We start from the raw sequence: 20829 nt of genomic DNA on the forward strand, positions 1-20829 counted from the left end.
TGGGGTCATTTGGCCGGCCCCGACCCGTAGGACCGGCTTTAGCCGGGAGATGGGCATTGTCGACGAAACAGGCGCGGTGACTGCACTGCCTTCCTCCCGGCTAAAGCCGGTCCTACGGGATTTGTGCTACTTGAACCCCAACTGCCGCCATGCTTCATACACCGCCACGGCAACGGTGTTGGACAGGTTCAGGCTGCGGCAGCCTTCGCGCATCGGCAAACGCAGGCGCTGGTCGCTGCTCAGGGCGTCAAGGACTTCCGGAGGCAGGCCGCGACTCTCGGGACCGAAGATGAACGCGTCACCGTCTTCGAAGCGGGCGTCGTGAAAGGGCCGCGAGCCTTTTGTGGTAAAAGCGAACAGGCGTGGATGACCAATACTTTCCAGGCAGCTGGCCAGGTCAGCGTGGGTCTGCAAAGTGGCGTACTCGTGGTAATCGAGGCCCGCCCGGCGCAGGCGCTTGTCATCCAGCTCGAAGCCCAGTGGCTCGATCAAATGCAGGGTGCTGCCGGTGTTGGCGCACAGCCTGATGACGTTGCCGGTATTCGGCGGAATTTCTGGTTGAAAAAGGATGACGTGAAACATGCACGGCTCCGAACTTAAGGACGGGGTGCATTCTACCCCCGAAGAGGACCCGCGACCGAAGCTATGGCCGCGTGTTCTTGGTTCGTTGGCAATTGTCGGTTTGATGGTGGGGCTGATGATCGGCCGCCTGACCGAGCCCGATCCCCTCGAACTGCTGCAAATCGAAGAGCTGCCCACCGGCCTGGCGCTGTGGTTCAACCACGAACCGCAAGTGGTGAGCGAACAGGTCGATGGCACGGTGGCGTTACGCTTCACGGCGAAAGGTCAGCCATGGCGTGGTCAGTTGAAGCTCGATGGGAAAGATGTGCGCTGGAAGCTGGAGCGAAGCGGGAAGGATTTGCTGCTGAACCTGCTGGCGGCCCGTCCGCTGCACGGCGACTTGCGCGGTGCGGCGGTGGACGGGCGCTGGAGACTGGAAGTCAGTCTCCGAGAGGAATAAAAGAGGGGAATCCCCGGCCTGCCTGTACCAAGGTCCCCAAAACTGGTGATACGTAACCTATTGCAGAGGTCGTGCCAGTTTTCTGATTTTTGCAAAAAACAACCTGCTGAATTTGCTTCAGTTCGCCCGAGGCCCCGTTATTTCGGGCTTCTGAGCTGCGGAAGTGAATTTTCGTGGGATGTGTTCAGCTCGGATACAGCTCTCTTATGAACCATGCGGTGGCCATAACGGATTCACAGTTACGCATCGTTGCGGTGCATCGAGCGCCTTGATGCACCTTTGTGAATGCGCAAGCGCCTGTTTCATACTTGTGACCTGCTTACGAAGAATCGCTCGCCAACAGACGCTGCCGGACAGTGCGAAAGCGCTTTTGTTCATCACCCCCCATCCCGATTTGCCGAATTCAGGTTCAAAAACCCGGATTTCAGGTCTTTCTTAAGCCGTTCTTAAATTATTTTTCAGGTTTATATCGCGGTCCGACCTAAGGCGGTGGCAATTGTCACAATTGCGGCTACTGACGCGGGTTTCCCGTATTTAAAGGGCCGCAGCGAATTTTCAGGAAGTGTAACGGCCAGGTTACGGTGACTGGATAGTCGGATTTAAGCCGTTTGCCAGGTCGGAACACGGTTCCCCGACCAGCGGTCATGAAATAAATTTTGGGAATTAGCTTTGCAGGTCGATACACTCCTCGACGGACGGAACCGACATGGCTTGTGACATATATCCGATAGATCTAAAAGGATGAATATTAATTCTTTTTAGATTTTAGAAATGTTCACTACCCTGCTGACCACCGACACACGCGGTCTAGTCATTTAGTCTTGAGGCGCCCAGTAACCATTGACTCACCGAGTCGGGTCTGGCGCTAATCGCGCATCCCTGAGTTAGAGCGCTTCGGCGCCGGCATCAGGGATTACAAAAATTAGATTCACGAGGAGCGAAACATGAAGAAGTCCACCCTGGCCCTGGCCGTCACCGTTGCTGCATTGGCGCAACAAGCCGGTGCTGCTGGTTTCATTGAAGACAGTAAAGCGACCGTAAGTTCGCGCACCATGTATTTCGATAACGATTCCCGCGAAGGGCTTCGTGCTGCTGATCAGCGCGAAACAGCAACGGCTCTGAAGTTCGATTACCTGTCCGGTTTTACTCAGGGCACAGTTGGTTTCGGTCTCGACTTGCAGGCAGTGGTGGGCGTCCACCTCGGCGGCGGTATCGAGCACCACACCGCAGCAACCAGCAACAGCTTCTTCCCGACTGATACCGACGGTAGTTCGGTAGACAGCTGGAGCCGTCTGGGCGGTAACCTCAAGGCTCGCTTCTCGAAAACCGAACTGCGTGCCGGTAACGCATTGGCACCTAACCTGCCAATCCTGGTTTCCAACGATGGTCGTCTGATCCCTGCCGCTTATGAAGGCGGCGTTGTGACTTCCAAGGAAATCGACAACGTTACGCTGACTGGCGGTCAACTGGGCAAATCGTCCGGCCGTGCAAGCAGCAACTGGACTGACCTGTCGGTCAACGGCGGTACTAAAGGCAGCGACCAGTTCCGTTTCGCTGGCGGCGACTGGAAAGTCACCAAAGACCTGACCTTGCAGTACTACTACGCGAACCTGGAAAACTACTACAACCAGCACTTCCTGGGCCTGGTACACGTTCTGCCAATCGCAGAAGACCAGTCGTTCAAGACTGACCTGCGTTACTTCAACAGCAGCTCCGACGGCAAAAACGGCGACACCGGCTACGTGTTCAACAACAACAGTGGCTATGCCAAGAAAGCTGGCGAAGTTGATAACCAGACCTGGTCCGCGATGTTCACCTACACCTTGGGTGGCAGTGCATTCCTGATCGGCCATCAACAAGTGGGCGATGACGGCGGCATGGTTTTCCTGAACCAGGGTAGCGTCGTTAACGGTCGTAACCGTAACGAAGGCAACGGCGGTTCCAGCGTTTACCTGTTCACTGACTCCATGGTCAACAGCTTCACCCGCGCCGGTGAAAACACCACCTTCGGTCAGTACTCCTATGACTTCGCTCGTCTGGGCGTCCCAGGCCTGAAAGCTGCAGTTGCTTACCTGCACGCTGAAGACATCAAAGGTGGCACCGTTGCTACTGCTGGTCGTGAGTTCTCCGAGTGGGAACGCGACGTGCGTGTTGACTACGTCATCCAGAGCGGCCCGCTCAAGGGTTTCGGCACCACCGTTCGTCACGGTTCGTACCGCGCCGATGCTGATCTGAACAGCTCGACCAACGTTGACCAAACCCGCGTGATCTTCAACTACACCTACGCTTTCAAATAAGCTTGGTTGGTTGACTGGTTGAGTTAAAAAAGGAACCCCGCCTCGTGCGGGGTTCTTTTTGCCTGAAATTTGATATTTCCTTTAGTGCTATATAAAGCGTTATCTATTCTTTTTAATTAGCATCGCGTTGGGGCAGAGTAAGGTTACGAACTCAGCAACGACTCAGCTAATAAGGAGCAACATCCATGAGCCTGCGACTTGGCGACATCGCCCCTGATTTTGAACAGGAATCCAGCGAAGGCCGTATCCGCTTTCACGAATGGCTGGGCAACAGTTGGGGCGTGTTGTTTTCCCACCCGGCGGACTTCACCCCGGTCTGCACCACCGAGTTGGGTTTCACTGCCAAGCTCAAGGCTGACTTCTATGTTCGTGGCGTTAAAGCCATCGCGCTGTCGGTGGACCCGGTCGACTCGCACATCAAGTGGATCGACGACATCAACACCACGCAAAACACCCTGGTCAACTTCCCGATCCTGGCTGACGCCGATCGCAAGGTGTCCGACCTGTACGACCTGATTCACCCTAACGCCAATGACACGCTGACCGTGCGTTCCCTGTTCGTGATCGACCCGAACAAGAAGATTCGCCTGACCATCACCTATCCGGCCAGCACCGGGCGCAATTTCCACGAGATCCTGCGGGTCATCGACTCCTTGCAGCTGACCGACAACTACAAGGTCGCCACGCCCGCCAACTGGGTCGACGGTGACGACGTGGTGATCGTGCCGTCGCTCAAGGATGAAGACGAGATCAAGCAACGCTTCCCCAAAGGCTACAAGGCCGTCACGCCTTACCTGCGCCTGACGCCGCAACCCAATCGCTGATTTACCCTTTCCACGACAAGCAGGGGTTAGCTTGGGGCCGATTCGTCGGCCCTTTTTTTTATGCCTGAAATTTGCCCCGAGCCGGTAGGAGGGGACTTGTCCCCGAAGAGGTCGGTGCAGGCAAGAAAGATCTGAATTGTCTGCACCGACCTCTTCCCGGACAAGTCCGGTCCTACCGAAGTTCGATATATGCATTTAAAGAATAACCAAATGAAAAAATGAGATTTATAGATATAAAAAACTGCTGTTAAGGTCAGTGCGTGCTGGCGTCATTGCCAGCGAACGAATTGTCGTCACACGCCTTACTCGCCCGCCATCGGGCAAGCAGGTGCCATTCATGAATCAGCAAAGGAGAGCGCCAATGCGCACTGTCATTTTGCGTCGAGGCTTGGCCGCTCTGTTTGCTGCAGCGGTCGCCTTGGGCGCCATCAACCAGGCACAGGCGGAAAGCTTGCGCATTGGTTATCAGAAATACGGCACCCTGGTGCTGCTCAAGGCCAAGGGCTCGCTGGAAAAGCGGCTTGCCGAGCAGGGCGTGCAAGTGCAATGGACTGAATTCCCCGGCGGCCCGCAGTTGCTCGAAGGGCTCAACGTCGGCTCCATCGATTTTGGCGTGACTGGCGAAACGCCGCCGGTGTTCGCCCAGGCCGCCGGTGCCGATCTGTTGTATGTCGCTTACGAGCCGCCTGCGCCGACCAGCGAAGCGATTCTCGTGCCCAAGGACTCGCCGATCACTTCGGTCAAGGACCTCAAAGGCAAGAAAGTCGTGCTCAACAAAGGCTCCAACGTGCATTACCTGTTGGTCAAGGCACTGGAAGACGCCGGCCTGAAATACACCGATATCCAGACCGTGTTCCTGCCGCCCGCCGATGCCCGCGCCGCATTCGAGCGTGGCAGCGTGGATGCCTGGGTCATCTGGGACCCGTACCAGGCCGCCGCCGAGCAACAGTTGCAGGCGCGAACCCTGCGCGACGGCACCGGCATCGTCGATAACCATCAGTTCTACCTGGCGACCAAGCCTTACGCGCAACAGCACCCGAAAGTCATTCAGGCGCTGATCGAAGAAGTCCGCGCGGTAGGCGAATGGTCCAAGGCCAACCCGGAAGAAGTCACCACCCAGGTCGCACCGTTGCTCGGCCTGCCAGCTGACATCACCTTGAAGTCAGTCAAGCGTCAGGGCTACGGCGCGCTCTTCCTTACGCCGCAGGTCGTCGCTTCGCAGCAGAAAATCGCTGACACGTTTTATCAGCTCAAGTTGATTCCCAAGCCGCTGAACATTGCGGACGTGATCTGGACCCCACCCGCTGCTGTCGCGAAAGCCCAGTAATCAGCAGGCCACTTGAGGAGACAACTCCATGAGCCTTAGTGCTTCGCAACGCATCGTCCAGCGCCTCGCGCCCTGGGCATTACCGATCCTGCTGCTGGCAATCTGGCAGCTATCGGTCAGCGCTGGCTGGCTGTCGACCCGCATTCTGCCTGCGCCCAGTGCCGTCATCGAAGCGGGCGTCAATCTGGTTTCCAGCGGGGAAATCTGGACGCACCTGGCAATCAGCGGCTGGCGTGCCGGAGTTGGTTTCGCCATCGGTGGCGGCATCGGCCTGGCCTTGGGCTTTATCACCGGCCTGTCGAAATGGGGCGAACGCCTGCTCGACAGCTCGGTGCAGATGATTCGTAACATTCCGCACCTGGCGCTGATTCCGCTGGTGATCCTCTGGTTCGGCATCGACGAAACCGCCAAGGTGTTTCTGGTGGCGTTGGGCACTTTGTTCCCGATCTACCTCAACACGTATCACGGCATTCGCAACATCGATCCGGCGCTGGTGGAAATGTCGCGCAGCTACGGGTTGTCCGGCTTCAGCCTGTTCTGGCACGTGATTCTGCCGGGCGCCATGCCTTCGATTCTGGTCGGCGTGCGCTTTGCCCTGGGCTTCATGTGGCTGACCCTGATCGTCGCCGAGACCATTTCTGCGAGTTCCGGCATCGGTTATCTGGCCATGAACGCACGGGAATTCCTGCAAACCGATGTCGTGGTTCTGGCCATCGTGCTTTACGCGGTACTCGGCAAGCTGGCGGATCTGGCTGCGCGTGGCCTGGAGCGGGTCTGCCTGCGCTGGCATCCAGCCTATCAAGTGAATAAAGGCGGTGCGGCATGAGCAGCTTGAAACAGCAACAACCGGCCCATCTGCTACGCGGCATTCCACTGGCTGTGCGCAACCTGAAGAAAACCTTCGGCAGCCGCGAAGTCCTCAAGGACATCGACCTGCATATTCCGGCCGGGCAATTCGTCGCCGTGGTCGGGCGTAGCGGTTGCGGCAAGAGCACCTTGTTGCGCCTGCTGGCGGGCCTGGATAAACCCACTGGCGGCGAATTGCTGGCCGGTTCGGGCAAGTTGGTCGACGCCCGGGAAGACACCCGTTTGATGTTCCAGGAAGCGCGTTTGCTGCCTTGGAAAAAGATCATCGACAACGTTGGGCTCGGTTTGAGTGGTGACTGGCGCAGCAAGGCGCTGGAAGCCCTCGAAGCGGTGGGCCTGGCCGAGCGCGCCGATGAGTGGCCGGCGGCATTGTCCGGCGGGCAAAAGCAGCGCGTGGCGCTGGCTCGGGCGTTGATCCATCAACCGCGTCTGTTGCTGCTGGATGAGCCGCTCGGCGCGCTGGATGCCTTGACCCGCATCGAGATGCAGCAACTGATCGAGAACCTGTGGCGCAAACATGGCTTCACCGTGCTGCTGGTGACTCACGATGTCAGCGAAGCGGTGGCAATTGCCGACCGCGTGATTTTGATTGAAGAAGGGCGCATTGGCCTGGACTTGCTGGTGGAGTTGCCGCGTCCGCGCGTGCGCGGCTCGCATCGCCTGGCCGCTCTGGAAACCCAGGTGCTGGAACGCGTCCTGTCCCTGCCCGGCACGCCGCCGGAACCTGAACCTGTTTCACCGTTGCCCACGCAATTGCGCTGGGCTAACTAGTCGCGCCAACTAATCGAATCAACGATTTTTAACCCCACACACAGGAAACTCATCATGACTATCAAGGCCATCAACGTTCGCAACCAGTTCAAAGGCACCATCAAGGAAATCGTCGAAGGCGACGTGCTGTCCGAAATCGACGTGCAAACCGCGTCCGGCATCGTGACCTCCGTAATCACCACCCGCTCGGTCAAAGAGCTGGAACTGGTGGTGGGCAGCGAAGTAATCGCGTTCGTGAAATCCACCGAGGTTTCCATCGCCAAGCTGTGATCGATGGGCAACAACCACGGCCCCGGACGGTGACGACCCTCCGGGGTTTTTTGTGTCCGGATACACCGTCAAACGCTCGGCCAGCCAATCCTGGGGAATCCTGAAACCTAGCAGTTTTGCTAGGTATACGGCGGCTGCGATTTCGCCGATTCTAGAGGTCAGGCTGCTTCGTTTTTCGCGAGCAAGCTCGGCTCCCACAGGGATATCAACATGGAGTAGCTCTGCCATGGCTTCTACATCACAGGTTGTGCTATGCCGTTATCGCTATGACCCGCTGGACCGTCTTGCGGGAACAGCGCCTTTGGGTCAGGCGGATGCTCTGCGTTTTTACCAGAAGAACCGCCTGGCGACGGAAATTCAGGGAGCTGTTCTGCGCACGATTGTTCAGCATGAAGATCTGCTGCTGGCTCAACAACAGCGCTTTGAATCGGTGATCGAAACAGCGCTGCTGGCAACTGATCAACAACGCTCGGTGCTGCAACTGCTCGATAACACCGGAACTCGTTCGCTGGTTTACTCCCCATATGGCCATCTTCCGGCTGACAGTGGATTAACCAGCTTGCTGGGTTTTAACGGCGAACACCGGGACCCGGTTACCGGGCATTATTTGTTGGGTAATGGCTATCGTGCGTTTAATCCGGTGTTAATGCGGTTTAACAGCCCGGACAGTTTGAGTCCGTTTGGCGAGGGCGGGATTAATGCGTATGCGTATTGTGCGGGGGATCCGGTTAACTTTGCGGACCCGACGGGGCATTCACCATGGAGTGTATTTACGACTACTTTTAAGTTTGTCCAGCGGCTTAAAGCTAAAACCCGGCTCACCCTTTGGAAACGTGTTGAGGTTGGTGATCACGCAAGTGCGTTGAAATACGTAAGCTTCGGTACTGGTGCGCATTCGGCGCCTCAGGCTCGTCTCGTATCAAACGCCAGTACTTCGACTGCTGGGCCAAGTGTTGTCGCAGGGACTAGTTCTTCTGTTTCGGCGTCTCAGCCGAGTCACGTAATTCTACCGCCTGCCGAAGTTGGGAGGTTACAGAGTGCTGTTCGTAATACGTTAAATCGTGAAGTCACTAAACAACCTGTAAGTGACTATTTTGGTAAAGCGATTTCAACGTACAAAACGTTAAAGCGCCATAGTCAAAGGGTTACCAAATTAAGAGATCATTTTCATGGGAAATTTGCAGCAACAGGGTCTCCGCATAATATGAACCAGTTCAGGAGCTATCGCAATCATACCGCTCAGGCTAACTCTGATCTAGAGCGCTATTTAAATGAGTTAAGTGAGAAATTCGGGCGACATTCCGGACCGGGCAAACCTGACTAAGTCTATGTATGGCGATCTGGCTGGCATACGCTTCAACAATTATTCTATGAAAGGGAGTATTACTATTTCCCGTTCGCATCTCTTCTCCATATAGACCGGCAAATACAACCCCAGATAAGCATCAAACACGCGCATGCCTTCTTCGGCCATGCGCGGGGTGATTTCATCGTGCAGTTGCATGGAACGGGCGTAAACCCGATCACCCAGTTCCATCGCGAGGGCAAACACGTCGACGTCGTCGGGCAGGGCTGGCAGCTGGAAGTGGCGATTGAAGACCTCCAGCATCAAGTGGCCCAGCTCGATGTCGTGCTGGCGGTCGGCCTGGTTGATTTCTGTGAGGCCGTGCTGGGCGAGGATCAACTGGCGGGCGGCGGCGTCAGCGTTGTAGATATCCAGCATGCGCATTTCGACCAGCCGGGACAGATCGCGCCAGTTGCTCAGTTCGGCATGTTCGATAGGCGCTTGCAGGCAGGCGCGAAAGGCGGCGTGAATATCGGCGGTCAGCGCTTCGAGCAAGGCCGGGACGCTGGCGAAGAAGTGATACACCGACGACGGCGGAATCTGCGCCCGTTCGGCCACGCTGTAGATCGACAGACTCGCCACACCTTCAGTCGCCAGCAGTTCGCGTGCGGCATCAAGGATCGAATCGATCCGGGCCTGACTGCGTGCACGAGGTTTGCGGGGCGTGGCGGGGCGGGTCATGAAGTAGTCTCTTGGGCGGGGCAGCGGGGATTGTAACTAATTATGGGCGCGGTAGGACCGGCTTCAGCCGGGAGAGGGCCAGTACATTCGCTGCATTTCCTTGATCAGAAAAAATGCTCTCCCGGCTAAAGCCAGTCCTACGGGATCATTGCCAGGCTCTCATGCAGATAACAAAAAACGCCGCCAAACCTCACGGTCCAGCGGCGTTCTTTGTTCTTCACACCCGGTTAAACGGTATGCAGATACCAGTTGTACTCAAGGTCGGAGATGGAGTGTTCAAACTCTTCCAGCTCGCTTTCCTTGCAGGCGACGAAGATATCGATGTATTTCGGGTCGATATAGCGCGCCATGATTTCACTGTCGTCCAGCTCGCGCAGGGCATCGCGCAGGTTGTTCGGCAGGCTTTGTTCGTTTTGCTCGTAGGAGTTGCCTTCGACGGGCGGCGGCGGTTCTATCTTGTTGGTCAAACCGTGATGCACGCCTGCCAGGACCGAAGCCATCAGCAGATACGGGTTGGCATCGGCACCGGCAACCCGGTGTTCCAGACGCACGGCATCGGCAGAACCGGTCGGCACGCGCAAGGCGACAGTCCGGTTGTCCAGACCCCAGCTTGGCGAATTCGGCACGTAGAACTGAGCACCGAACCGGCGGTATGAGTTGACGTTCGGGCAAAGGAACGCCATCTGCGCCGGTAGGGTCTCGAGCACACCGCCGATCGCATGACGTAATGCGGCGTTCTGCTCGGGATCCTCGCTGGTGAAGATGTTCTTGCCATCGCGATCCAGGATCGAGATGTGGACGTGAAGACCATTGCCTGCCTGACCCGGATAGGGCTTGGCCATGAAGGTCGTGTCCATTTCGTGGTCGTAGGCGATGTTCTTGATCAGTCGCTTGAGCAGTACCGCGTAATCGCAGGCCTTGATCGGGTCGGCGACGTGGTGCAGGTTCACTTCAAACTGAGCCGGGGCGCTTTCCTTGACGATAGCGTCAGCCGGAATGCCTTGTTCTTTCGCGCCTTCCAGAATGTCCTGGAGGCAATCGACGTATTCGTCGAGATCGTCGATCAGGTAGACCTGTGTCGAGTGCGGGCGTTTGCCGGAGATCGGCGAACGTGGCGGTTGTGGGCGGCCATTCACGTTCTCCTGATCGATCAGGTAGAACTCCAGTTCGAAGGCGGCGCAGATCGTCAGGCCCATGTCATCGAACTTGCTGACCACTTGACGCAGGACTTCACGCGGGTCGGCGAAGAAGGGTTCACCTTCGATTTCGTGCATGGTCATCAACAGTTGCGCGGTAGGGCGCTTCTGCCAGGGCTCATTGCACAGGGTGTCAGGGATTGGATAACAGATTCGGTCAGCATCACCGATGTCCAGACCCAGGCCGGTGCTTTCCACCGTCGAGCCATTGATATCCAGGGCAAATAAAGAGGCAGGCAGGTTGATGCCCTTCTCGTAAACCTTATGGAGGCTGGTGCGTTCTATGCGCTTGCCGCGCACCACACCATTCATATCTGCAATCAGAAGGTCAACGTACAGAACCTCAGGATGTTCCTTAAGGAACGCGTTCGCTTCGTTAAGCTGAACGGCACGCGGGGGTACCGACATGATGCAACACCTTTGTTGTTAAAAATATCAATCATCGAGCCTTACGGGATTCAGTCAATCCGAAAGCCATGATTAAGTCAATAGAGCCTTCTTTTGCCCTAAAAGGGCGCCGAAAAGCCGTTTTTGCCGCAATTAGGGGCAAGTATTGGACGCTGGAAGGGCCCGGCACATCAGGTCTGAACGGGCCGTGTTCGATTTTTTACCGCACAGTTGTGGAAAAAAATGAACAAGGCTAAGCTCGATTGCAACCCATAACAGCAGCAACAACACGGGGGTCCTATGTCTCGCCTGCCACTGATCGGCGTCACCGCCTGCAACAAGCAGATCGGTCACCATGCCTATCACATCAGCGGCGACAAATATGTCCGTGCGGTAGCCATGGCGGCCAAAGGCCTGCCTCTGATTCTGCCAGCGCTCGGACCCTTGCTTGATCCCGCCGAAATCCTCGCCAGCCTTGATGGGCTGCTGTTCACCGGCTCGCCTTCCAATGTCGAACCCTATCACTACAGTGGTCCTGCCAGCGCTCCGGGTACGGAGCACGATCCTGATCGCGACAGCACCACCTTACCGCTTATTCGTGCCGCCGTGGCAGCTGGTGTTCCTGTTTTGGGCATTTGCCGCGGATTTCAGGAGATGAATGTGGCCTTCGGCGGCAGTCTGCATCAGCGTGTTCACGAAACCGGAACCTTCATGGACCATCGTGAACCGGACAACGAACCTGTCGAAGTGCAGTACGCGCCAAGCCATGCAATGCATGTCCAGCCAGGCGGCGTATTGGCCGGGCTTGGGTTGTCCAGCGAGATCCAGGTCAATTCCATTCACGGGCAAGGCATTGAGCGTCTGGCGCCGGGCTTGCGCGTGGAAGCAACGGCGCCGGACGGCCTGATTGAAGCCATTTCGGTTGAAGGCAGCGAAGGATTCGCGCTGGGTGTGCAATGGCATCCCGAGTGGCAGGTGACTTCCAATCCGGATTATCTGGCGATCTTTCAGGCGTTTGGCGATGCCTGTCGAAAACGAGCGATAGAACGCGACGCCGATGCGTCACACAACTCCTGATTCTTGATCGGGACCAAGCGGGTCTGTTGAGCCTCAACAGACGCTTTATAAACCTGAGGTATTTATGAGTACCAACCTCGACCAGCTCACCGATTGGTTGAAAGAACACAAGATCACCGAAGTCGAATGCATGATTGCCGACCTCACCGGGATCACTCGCGGCAAAATCTCACCCACCAACAAATTCATTGCCGAGAAGGGCATGCGCTTGCCGGAGAGCGTATTGCTGCAGACCGTCACGGGTGATTACGTCGAAGACGACATTTATTACGAACTGCTCGACCCTGCCGACATCGACATGCTCTGTCGTCCCGACCAGAACGCGGTGTATCTGGTCCCCTGGGCAATCGAGCCCACGGCGCAGGTGATTCACGACACCTACGACAAGCAGGGCAACCCCATCGAGCTGTCGCCGCGCAACGTCTTGAAGAAAGTCCTCAAGCTGTATGCCGATCGAGGCTGGCAGCCGATTGTCGCGCCGGAGATGGAGTTCTACCTGACCAAGCGCAGCGACGACCCGGATTACCCGTTGCAGCCGCCGATTGGTCGCTCCGGTCGCCCGGAAACCGGTCGCCAGTCGTTTTCGATTGAAGCGGCCAACGAGTTCGACCCGCTGTTCGAAGACGTCTATGACTGGTGCGAGCTGCAAAACCTCGATCTGGACACCTTGATTCACGAAGACGGCACCGCGCAGATGGAAATCAACTTCCGTCACGGCGATGCCTTGTCCCTGGCCGACCAGATCCTGGTGTTCAAACGCACCATGCGCGAAGCCGCGCTCAAGCACGACGTGGCCGCCACGTTCATGGCCAAGCCGATGACGGGCGAGCCGGGCAGCGCCATGCATTTGCACCAGAGCATCATCGACATCAAGACCGGCAAGAACATCTTCTCCAACGAAGACGGGACCATGAGCGAGCTGTTCCTGCATCACATAGGCGGCCTGCAGAAATTCATTCCCGAGCTGTTGCCGCTGTTCGCGCCCAACGTCAATTCATTCCGCCGCTTCCTGCCCGACACCTCGGCGCCGGTGAACGTCGAATGGGGCGAAGAAAACCGCACTGTGGGCCTGCGCGTGCCGGATGCCGGTCCGCAGAACCGCCGTGTGGAAAACCGCTTGCCCGGCGCCGATGCCAACCCTTATCTGGCGATTGCCGCGAGCCTGCTGTGTGGTTTCATTGGCATGGTCGAAGGGCACAACCCAAGCGCGCCGGTGGTGGGCCGTGGTTACGAGCGGCGCAATCTGCGCTTGCCGTTGACCATCGAAGACGCGCTGGAGCGGATGGAAAACAGCAAGACCATCGAGAAATACCTCGGCAAGAAATTCATCGTCGGCTACGTCGCCGTCAAACGCGCCGAACACGAAAACTTCAAGCGCGTGATCAGTTCATGGGAGCGAGAATTCCTGCTCTTCGCCGTCTGATGCCGCAAACAAAAGGCCTGTAGGAGTTGCAGGGTAGGAGGGGACTTGTCCCCGATGACGTCATCCCGGACGGTATTATTTTCTGGATATGCCGGTGTCAGGCCAAATGCCTTCGGGGACAAGTCCCCTCCTACCGGATCCCACGTTTGCTGTGCGACAGCGCGACGTCTAAATGACGGGGATCTTCTACGGGAATACAAGCATATGGAGTGCTATAAATGAGTTCAAACAACCCGCAAACCCGCGAATGGCAGGCCTTGAGCAGCGAGCATCACCTGGCCCCGTTCAGTGACTACAAACAGCTTAAAGAAGTCGGCCCGCGCATCATCACCCGCGCCAACGGCGTTTATCTCTGGGACAGCGAGGGTCACAAGATTCTCGACGGCATGTCCGGCCTGTGGTGCGTCGCGATCGGCTACGGCCGCGATGAACTGGCCGAAGCCGCCGCCAAACAGATGCGTGAGCTGCCTTATTACAACCTTTTCTTCATGACCGCTCACCCGCCGGTGCTGGAGTTGGCCAAGGTCATCTCGCAAATTGCCCCGCAAGGCATGAACCACGTGTTTTTCACCGGTTCAGGTTCGGAAGGTAACGACACGATGCTGCGCATGGTTCGCCACTATTGGGCGATCAAGGGCCAGCCGAACAAGAAAACCATCATCAGCCGGGTCAACGGCTATCACGGCTCGACCGTGGCCGGCGCCAGCCTGGGCGGCATGACTTACATGCACGAGCAGGGCGACCTGCCAATTCCAGGCATCGTGCACATCCCGCAGCCGTACTGGTTTGGTGCGGGTGGCGATATGACTCCCGACGAGTTCGGTGTCTGGGCCGCCGAGCAGCTGGAAAAGAAAATCCTCGAGCTGGGCGTGGACAACGTCGGTGCTTTTATTGCCGAACCGATCCAGGGCGCCGGTGGCGTGATCGTGCCGCCTGCAAGCTACTGGCCGAAGATCAAGGAGATCCTCGCCAGGTACGACATTCTGTTTGTCGCTGATGAAGTGATCTGTGGCTTCGGGCGTACCGGCGAATGGTTTGGCAGTGATTTCTATGACCTCAAACCAGACATGATGACCATCGCCAAAGGCCTGACCTCGGGTTACATCCCCATGGGCGGCCTGATTGTGCGCGACGAAATCGTCAAGGTGCTCAACGAGGGCGGCGACTTCAACCACGGCTTCACTTATTCCGGGCATCCGGTTGCGGCAGCGGTGGCGCTGGAGAACATTCGCATTCTGCGCGACGAGAAGATCGTCGAGCGGGTGAAGGCGGAAACGGCACCGTATTTGCAGAAGCGTTTACGTGAGCTCAACGACCATCCGCTGGTGGGTGAAGTCCGGGGCGTGGGCCTGTTGGGGGCTATCGAGCTGGTCAGGAACAAGGCGACTCGCGAGCGTTACACCGGCAGGGGCGCAGGCATGATTTGCCGAACCTTCTGCTTCGACAATGGCCTGATCATGCGGGCAGTTGGCGATACCATGATCATCGCGCCACCGCTGGTGATCAGTTTTGCGGAAATTGACGAGTTGATCGACAAAGCTCGCAAATGTCTTGATCTGACCCTGGCGGCGCTGGAAGGCTAAGCTGTTTGGCACTTTGCGGGCGCGATGCTTGCCCGCGAAGAACGATACCGCGTTATACCTGATGCACCACGGCGTATGGTTCGCGGGCAAGTCGGAACGCCGCCCGCTCGTTCCAACGGGGCGGTTGTCATCGTCAGTGATTAATCTAAATGGAGCTGTATACATGAAAAAATTTGGCAAGACCCTCCTGGCACTGTCCCTGATGGGCGTTGTGGCCGCCGCCGCTCAGGCTGATGACAAAGTGCTGCACGTGTACAACTGGTCCGACTACATCGCACCGGACACCATTTCCAAATTCGAAGCAGAGTCGGGCATCAAAGTCGTCTACGACGTGTTCGACAGCAACGAAACCCTCGAAGCCAAGTTGCTGGCCGGTAAATCCGGTTACGACGTTGTTGTGCCGTCGAACAACTTCCTCGCCAAGCAGATCAAGGCGGGCGTTTATCAGGAGCTGGACAAGTCCAAGCTGCCTAACTACAAAAACCTGAATACCGCGCTGCTCAAGGCCGTATCGGTGAGCGACCCGGACAACAAGCACGCCTTCCCGTACATGTGGGGCTCGATTGGCATCGGCTTCAATCCGGACAAGGTCAAGGCCGTGCTGGGTGCCGACGCACCGACTAACTCCTGGGACTTGCTGTTCAAACCAGAGAACGCTGCCAAGCTGAAATCCTGTGGCATCAGCTTCCTCGATTCACCAACTGAAATGTTGCCGATTGCCCTGCATTACCTGGGCTACCCAACCGATTCCCAGGACAAGAAGCAGTTGGCCGAAGCCGAAGCGCTGTTCCTGAAAGTTCGTCCATCGATTGGCTATTTTCACTCGTCCAAGTACATCTCCGACCTGGCCAACGGCAACATCTGCGTAGCGGTGGGTTATTCGGGTGACATTTACCAGGCCAAATCCCGGGCTGAAGAAGCCGGTGGCAAGGTCAAGGTCAGCTACAACATTCCCAAAGAAGGTGCTGGCAGCTTCTACGACATGGTCGCCATTCCCAAGGATGCCGAAAACGTCGAAGGCGCCTACAAGTTCATGAACTTCCTGATGAAGCCGGAAATCATGGCTGAAATCACCAACGAAGTGCATTTCCCTAACGGCAACGAAGCGTCGACCCCATTGGTCAACAAAGACATCACCAGCGACCCGGGCGTTTACCCGCCTGCTGATGTGTTGGCGAAACTGTACGCCATCGCCGATTTGCCAGCAGCGACCCAGCGGATCATGACCCGCAGCTGGACCAAGATTAAATCGGGTAAGTAAGTTTGCTCGATTGAATTGCGTAGGACCGGATTTATCCGGGAGGGCGTCTTTAAGGCTGGCATGAAATCTCGTGCTTTTCCCGACATCCTCGCGGATAAATCCGCTCCTACGGCTCGAGTGTGTAGGCACGAATTCATTCGCTCCTGCATTATTCTGTTCCCACACAGTCCAGCTCAGCGACACGGGCACCAGACCCCATACAGAAAAAGGATTGTTCACGTGTCTATTTCCTTATTTGCCAAATCCATGCTCGCCGCTACGACGCTGACCCTTACGGTCGGTGCCCAGGCAGAATCCGTCGTGCATATTTATAACTGGTCCGATTACATCGGCACGACAACGTTGGCGGACTTCGAAACCACCACCAATATCAAGCCGATGTACGATGTATTCGACTCCAACGAAACCCTGGAAGCCAAGTTGCTGGCCGGGCGCACCGGCTACGACGTGGTGGTGCCGTCCAATCACTTCCTCGGCAAGCAGATCAAGGCCGGCGCTTTTCAGAAACTGGATAAAGCCCAGCTGAGCAACTATCAGAATCTTGATCCGGCGCTGCTCAAGCGTCTGGAAAAAAACGACCCCGGCAATCAATACGCCGTGCCATATCTGTGGGGCACCAACGGCATCGGTTACAACGTCGACAAGGTCAAGGCTGTGCTGGGTGTCGACAAGATCGATTCCTGGGCGATGCTGTTCGAGCCTGAGAACATCAAGAAGCTGTCGAGTTGCGGCGTGGCTTTCCTCGATTCCGCCGATGAAATGCTTCCGGCGGTGCTCAACTACATGGGCCTGAGCCCCAACAGCACCAACGAAGCCGACTACAAAAAGGCCGAAGCCAAACTGATGGCGGTACGTCCTTATGTCACTTACTTCCATTCCTCCAAGTACATTACCGACCTGGCCAACGGCGACATTTGCGTAGCTGCCGGTTTCTCCGGTGACGTGTTCCAGGCCAAGGCCCGTGCGGCCGAAGCGGGCAAGGGCGTGAACATTGCCTACGCTGTGCCTAAAGAAGGCGGCAACCTGTGGTTCGACATGCTGGCGATTCCGGCCGATGCCAAAAACGTCAAGGAAGCCCACGCGTTCATCAATTACCTGCTCAAGCCTGAAGTGATCGCCAAGGTCAGCGATCAGGTCGGTTATGCCAATCCGAACCCGAAATCCAGCGAGTTCATGGATCAGGATATTCGCAACGACGAGGCGGTTTACCCCTCGCAGGAAGTGCTGGACCGGTTGTTCGTGAACAGCGAGTTGCCACCCAAGGTGCAACGTCTGATGACCCGCAGCTGGACCAAGGTCAAGTCGGGCAAATAAAAATCCAGCGCCCGGCTGCATTGGCCGGGCTGCGAATCTGTTGGGAGTTTCACCCATGGCAGTTGCCTCCGGCGCCTACAAGAAATCACTCGAAGGCGGTCAGCAACCAAAACAGGTGCTGGTCAAGATCGATCGGGTCACGAAGAAATTCGACGAGACGATTGCGGTGGACGATGTGTCCCTGCAAATCAACAAGGGCGAAATCTTCGCCTTGCTGGGCGGTTCGGGTTCGGGCAAGTCCACGTTATTGCGCATGCTGGCGGGTTTCGAACGACCTACCGAAGGCCGGATTTACCTGGATGGCGTCGATATTACCGACATGCCGCCGTACGAACGTCCGATCAACATGATGTTCCAGTCCTACGCGTTGTTTCCGCATATGACCGTCGAGCAGAACATCGCCTTCGGCTTGCAGCAGGACAAATTGCCCAAAGCTGAAGTGACGGCCCGCGTCGAAGAAATGCTCAAGCTGGTGCAGATGACCCAGTACGCGCGCCGCAAGCCGCATCAATTGTCCGGCGGTCAACGGCAGCGGGTTGCGCTGGCGCGTTCCCTGGCCAAGAAGCCCAAGTTGCTGCTGCTCGACGAACCCATGGGCGCGCTGGACAAAAAACTGCGCTCGCAGATGCAACTGGAACTGGTGGAAATCATCGAGCGGGTCGGCGTGACCTGCGTGATGGTGACCCACGACCAGGAAGAAGCCATGACCATGGCCGAGCGCATCGCGATCATGCACCTGGGCTGGATCGCGCAGATCGGCAGCCCCATCGACATCTACGAAACCCCGACCAGTCGGCTGGTCTGTGAATTCATCGGCAACGTCAATCTGTTCGAAGGCGAGGTCATCGACGACGCCGAAGGCCATGCGTTGATCAGCACTCCGGAACTGGAGCGCAGCATCTACGTCGGCCACGGCGTTACCACTTCGGTGGAAGACAAACGCATCACCTACGCATTGCGTCCGGAAAAACTGCTGGTCACCACTGAGCAACCGACCTTCGAGTACAACTGGTCCCGGGGCAAGGTTCACGACATCGCGTATCTGGGCGGTCATTCGGTGTTCTACGTGCAATTGCCGTGCGGCAAGCTGGTGCAATCGTTCGTCGCCAACGCCGAGCGTCAGGGCACGCGACCTACCTGGGGCGATGAAGTCTTCGTCTGGTGGGAAGACGACAGCGGCGTGGTACTGCGCTCATGAAAATACGCAAGATCAAGCGTGCGCTGAGCCGGATAACGCCCGGCGGCCGGCAGTTGGTGATTGGAGCGCCGTTTCTCTGGCTGTTCCTGTTCTTCGCCTTGCCGTTCATCATCGTCATCAAGATCAGCTTCGCCGAAGCTGACGTCGCAATCCCGCCGTACACCGAGATTTTCAGTTACGCCGAACAGAAGTTCGAAGTGATCCTCAACTTCGCCAACTACGCGCTGCTGACCGGCGATGATCTGTACATTTCGGCTTATCTGGGTTCGCTGAAAATGGCGTTCTTCAGCACGCTGCTGTGCCTGCTGATCGGCTTCCCCATGGCCTACGGCATTGCCACGGCGCGCAAGGAGATGCAGACCGTTCTGCTACTGCTGATCATGATGCCGACCTGGACCGCGATCCTGATCCGGGTGTATGCGTGGATGGGCATCCTCAGCAATAACGGGCTGCTCAACGCCTTCCTGATGTGGCTGGGCCTGATCGACGAACCTTTGCAGATCCTCAACACCAACCTCGCGGTCTATATCGGCGTGGTGTATTCGTATCTGCCGTTCATGATTCTGCCGCTGTACGCCAACCTCGTGAAACATGATCCGAGCCTGCTGGAAGCCGCGTCGGACCTGGGTTCGAGTACCTTCAACAGCTTCTGGAAAATTACCGTGCCGCTGTCCAAGAACGGCGTCATTGCCGGTTGCATGCTGGTGTTCATTCCGGTGGTGGGCGAGTTCGTCATCCCTGAGCTGCTCGGCGGCCCGGAAACCCTGATGATTGGTCGCGTACTGTGGCAAGAATTCTTCAACAACCGCGACTGGCCGGTGGCGTCCGCGCTGGCGGTGGTCATGCTGTTGATCCTGATCGTGCCGATCATCCTGTTCAACCGCAGTCAGGCCAAAGAGCTGGAGGGCAAGGCATGAGAAACTTTCGATTCTCGAACATGATGCTGGTCCTCGGCCTGCTGTTCATCTATGCGCCGATGGTGATTCTGGTCATCTATTCGTTCAACGCCTCCAAGCTGGTGACGGTGTGGGGCGGCTGGTCGGTGAAGTGGTATGTCGGCCTTTTGGACAACACGCAACTGATGGGTTCGGTGATGCGCTCGCTGGAAATTGCCTGTTACACGGCGATTGCGGCGGTTGCACTGGGGACCATGGCGGCGTTCGTGCTGACGCGCATCACCCGCTTCAAGGGCCGCACGTTCTTCGGCGGTCTGGTCACTGCGCCGTTGGTGATGCCCGAAGTGATCACCGGTCTGTCATTGCTGCTGCTGTTCGTGGCCATGGCGCAATTGATCGGCTGGCCGCAGGAGCGCGGCATCGTCACGATCTGGATCGCTCACACCACGTTCTGCGCGGCGTATGTCGCGGTGGTGGTGTCGGCGCGCCTGCGTGAGCTGGACCTGTCCATCGAAGAGGCGGCAATGGATCTCGGCGCGCGGCCGTGGAAAGTGTTCTTTCTGATCACCATCCCGATGATCGCGCCGTCCCTGGCAGCGGGGGCGATGATGTCATTCGCCTTGTCGCTGGACGATCTTGTGCTGGCGAGCTTTGTTTCCGGGCCGGGCTCGACGACCTTGCCAATGGAAGTCTTCTCCGCCGTGCGTCTGGGTGTGAAGCCGGAAATCAACGCCGTGGCGAGTTTGATTTTGCTGGCGGTTTCCATGGCGACCTTCCTGGTCTGGTTCTTCAGCCGCCGCGCCGAAAACCTGCGCAAGAAAGCCATCCAGCAAGCCATCGAGGAAAGCGCTGCCGACACCTACAAACAGCCCGATCCACGCCGGGTGGCTGCACCGGTTTGATGATCTGCACCGGCCTCTTCGGGGACAAGTCCCCTCCTACTGGTTTTGCACAGATTCGGTAGGACCGGACTTGTCCGGGAAGGCTTTTGAGCGACACGGAATTTGTAGTCGTTTGGGCCGCTTCGAGGACAAGTCTTCTCCTACCGGGTTGTGTGTTGCTCGGTAGGACCGGACTTGTCCGGGAAGACG

At 57.2% G+C, this 20829-nt stretch carries 19 protein-coding genes; 16 read left to right on the forward strand and 3 right to left on the reverse strand.

What is annotated here, in order from left to right; translation table 11 throughout:
• Positions 1–126: 126 nt before the first annotated feature.
• Complete coding sequence (trmL, locus tag AFK24_RS22665) at positions 127–582, reverse strand: tRNA (uridine(34)/cytosine(34)/5-carboxymethylaminomethyluridine(34)-2'-O)-methyltransferase TrmL (protein ID WP_065835351.1); 456 nt, start codon at positions 580–582, stop codon at positions 127–129.
• Between trmL and AFK24_RS22670 the strand changes: the two genes are divergently transcribed.
• The 8 genes from AFK24_RS22670 (at position 581) to AFK24_RS30150 (ending at position 8701) form a co-directional block, all read left to right on the forward strand.
• The gene (locus AFK24_RS22670) at positions 581–1021 is read left to right on the forward strand and encodes a hypothetical protein (protein ID WP_065835352.1); all 441 of its coding nucleotides are present in this window, start codon (positions 581–583) and stop codon (positions 1019–1021) included. The two genes, trmL and AFK24_RS22670, sit on opposite strands and share 2 nt — an antisense overlap.
• Before the next feature lie 944 nt (positions 1022–1965).
• A complete protein-coding gene (locus tag AFK24_RS22675) occupies positions 1966–3318 on the forward strand; it encodes an OprD family outer membrane porin (RefSeq protein ID WP_065835353.1) in 1353 nt (450 codons plus the stop codon).
• A gap of 185 nt (positions 3319–3503) precedes the next feature.
• Positions 3504–4142, forward strand: a complete 639-nt coding sequence (locus AFK24_RS22680) for a peroxiredoxin (protein WP_065835354.1) — start codon at positions 3504–3506, stop codon at positions 4140–4142.
• 361 nt (positions 4143–4503) lie between these two features.
• Positions 4504–5469 carry a sulfonate ABC transporter substrate-binding protein gene (locus AFK24_RS22685; RefSeq protein ID WP_065835355.1) on the forward strand — a complete coding sequence of 322 codons (966 nt, stop codon included), beginning with the start codon at positions 4504–4506 and terminating at the stop codon, positions 5467–5469.
• 28 nt (positions 5470–5497) lie between these two features.
• Entirely contained in the window at positions 5498–6295 is a 798-nt protein-coding gene (gene ssuC / locus AFK24_RS22690; protein ID WP_065835356.1) for an aliphatic sulfonate ABC transporter permease SsuC, read from the forward strand.
• Positions 6292–7107, forward strand: coding sequence for an aliphatic sulfonates ABC transporter ATP-binding protein (gene ssuB, locus AFK24_RS22695; protein ID WP_065835357.1), 816 nt, complete (start codon positions 6292–6294; stop codon positions 7105–7107). Before ssuC ends, ssuB begins: the two co-directional genes overlap by 4 nt.
• A 54-nt stretch (positions 7108–7161) precedes the next feature.
• Positions 7162–7377 (forward strand): TOBE domain-containing protein, encoded by a 216-nt coding sequence (locus AFK24_RS22700; RefSeq protein WP_020291765.1) that lies wholly within the window; start codon positions 7162–7164, stop codon positions 7375–7377.
• Positions 7378–7603: 226 nt separating this feature from the next.
• The gene (locus AFK24_RS30150; protein ID WP_080482256.1) at positions 7604–8701 is read left to right on the forward strand and encodes an RHS repeat-associated core domain-containing protein; all 1098 of its coding nucleotides are present in this window, start codon (positions 7604–7606) and stop codon (positions 8699–8701) included.
• Positions 8702–8740: 39 nt separating this feature from the next.
• On the opposite strand, the gene AFK24_RS22710 is transcribed toward AFK24_RS30150, so the two are convergent.
• Positions 8741–9403, reverse strand: a complete 663-nt coding sequence (locus tag AFK24_RS22710; RefSeq protein WP_065835358.1) for a TetR/AcrR family transcriptional regulator — start codon at positions 9401–9403, stop codon at positions 8741–8743.
• A gap of 227 nt (positions 9404–9630) precedes the next feature.
• Positions 9631–11007, reverse strand: coding sequence for a glutamine synthetase family protein (locus AFK24_RS22715; RefSeq protein ID WP_020291769.1), 1377 nt, complete (start codon positions 11005–11007; stop codon positions 9631–9633).
• A 279-nt stretch (positions 11008–11286) separates the two neighbouring features.
• Here AFK24_RS22715 and AFK24_RS22720 point away from each other — a divergent pair, with 279 nt between their 5' ends.
• The 8 genes from AFK24_RS22720 (at position 11287) to AFK24_RS22755 (ending at position 20640) form a co-directional block, all read left to right on the forward strand.
• On the forward strand, positions 11287–12063 hold the full coding sequence (locus AFK24_RS22720) for a gamma-glutamyl-gamma-aminobutyrate hydrolase family protein (protein ID WP_065835359.1): 777 nt from the start codon (positions 11287–11289) through the stop codon (positions 12061–12063).
• A gap of 64 nt (positions 12064–12127) precedes the next feature.
• Positions 12128–13486: a glutamine synthetase family protein gene (locus AFK24_RS22725; RefSeq protein ID WP_020291771.1), complete on the forward strand. Its 1359-nt coding sequence runs from the start codon at positions 12128–12130 to the stop codon at positions 13484–13486.
• A gap of 218 nt (positions 13487–13704) precedes the next feature.
• Positions 13705–15069, forward strand: a complete 1365-nt coding sequence (locus AFK24_RS22730; protein ID WP_065835360.1) for an aspartate aminotransferase family protein — start codon at positions 13705–13707, stop codon at positions 15067–15069.
• A 163-nt stretch (positions 15070–15232) separates the two neighbouring features.
• Positions 15233–16330: a polyamine ABC transporter substrate-binding protein gene (locus tag AFK24_RS22735; protein WP_065835361.1), complete on the forward strand. Its 1098-nt coding sequence runs from the start codon at positions 15233–15235 to the stop codon at positions 16328–16330.
• Between the two features lie 219 nt (positions 16331–16549).
• Positions 16550–17644 (forward strand): polyamine ABC transporter substrate-binding protein, encoded by a 1095-nt coding sequence (locus AFK24_RS22740; protein ID WP_065835362.1) that lies wholly within the window; start codon positions 16550–16552, stop codon positions 17642–17644.
• 55 nt (positions 17645–17699) lie between these two features.
• Positions 17700–18842, forward strand: a complete 1143-nt coding sequence (potA, locus tag AFK24_RS22745) for a polyamine ABC transporter ATP-binding protein (protein WP_065835363.1) — start codon at positions 17700–17702, stop codon at positions 18840–18842.
• Positions 18839–19759: an ABC transporter permease subunit gene (locus tag AFK24_RS22750; protein WP_065835364.1), complete on the forward strand. Its 921-nt coding sequence runs from the start codon at positions 18839–18841 to the stop codon at positions 19757–19759. The genes potA and AFK24_RS22750 overlap by 4 nt, the downstream gene beginning before the upstream one ends.
• A complete protein-coding gene (locus AFK24_RS22755) occupies positions 19756–20640 on the forward strand; it encodes an ABC transporter permease subunit (protein WP_065835365.1) in 885 nt (294 codons plus the stop codon). The genes AFK24_RS22750 and AFK24_RS22755 overlap by 4 nt, the downstream gene beginning before the upstream one ends.
• Positions 20641–20829: the final 189 nt, after the last annotated feature.

Source organism: Pseudomonas syringae (assembly GCF_001698815.1).
Lineage (GTDB): Bacteria > Pseudomonadota > Gammaproteobacteria > Pseudomonadales > Pseudomonadaceae > Aquipseudomonas > Aquipseudomonas syringae_A.